Source organism: Natrialba sp. PRR66 (assembly GCF_034808065.1).
In the GTDB taxonomy this organism is placed as follows: Archaea; Halobacteriota; Halobacteria; order Halobacteriales; family Natrialbaceae; genus Natrialba; species Natrialba aegyptia.
In genome coordinates this window covers 1-272 of record NZ_JAXHGN010000105.1, presented here as the reverse complement: position 1 = coordinate 272, position 272 = coordinate 1, and the positions used below count along the sequence as shown (strand labels likewise).

Genomic DNA, 272 nt, shown 5'->3' with positions numbered 1-272 from the left:
CGTCGACCGAGCGACGGGAGTTCGCCGACCACGACATCGACTTCGCGCAGTTGTTCGCCGCCAACGTGGAGGTCGCACTCGAACGAGCGCAGCGGGTCGAACTACTCCGCGAGCGCGAGCGGGAACTCGAACGATACGAGCAGATATTCGAAACGGTCCAAGACCGGGTGTGCGTGCTGGACGAGACCGGCGCGTTCCTGCTCGTCAACGACCCGTTTCTCGCGATGGTCGGCTACGGACGGGCGGATCTGCTCGGCGCGCACGTCTCCACC

Annotated in this window: 1 protein-coding gene; it reads left to right on the top strand. The window is 65.4% G+C overall.

From position 1 onward, the window contains the following. On the top strand, window positions 1-272 hold a 272-nt coding region (locus SM755_RS23655; protein WP_323174836.1), incomplete at both ends, for a PAS domain S-box protein.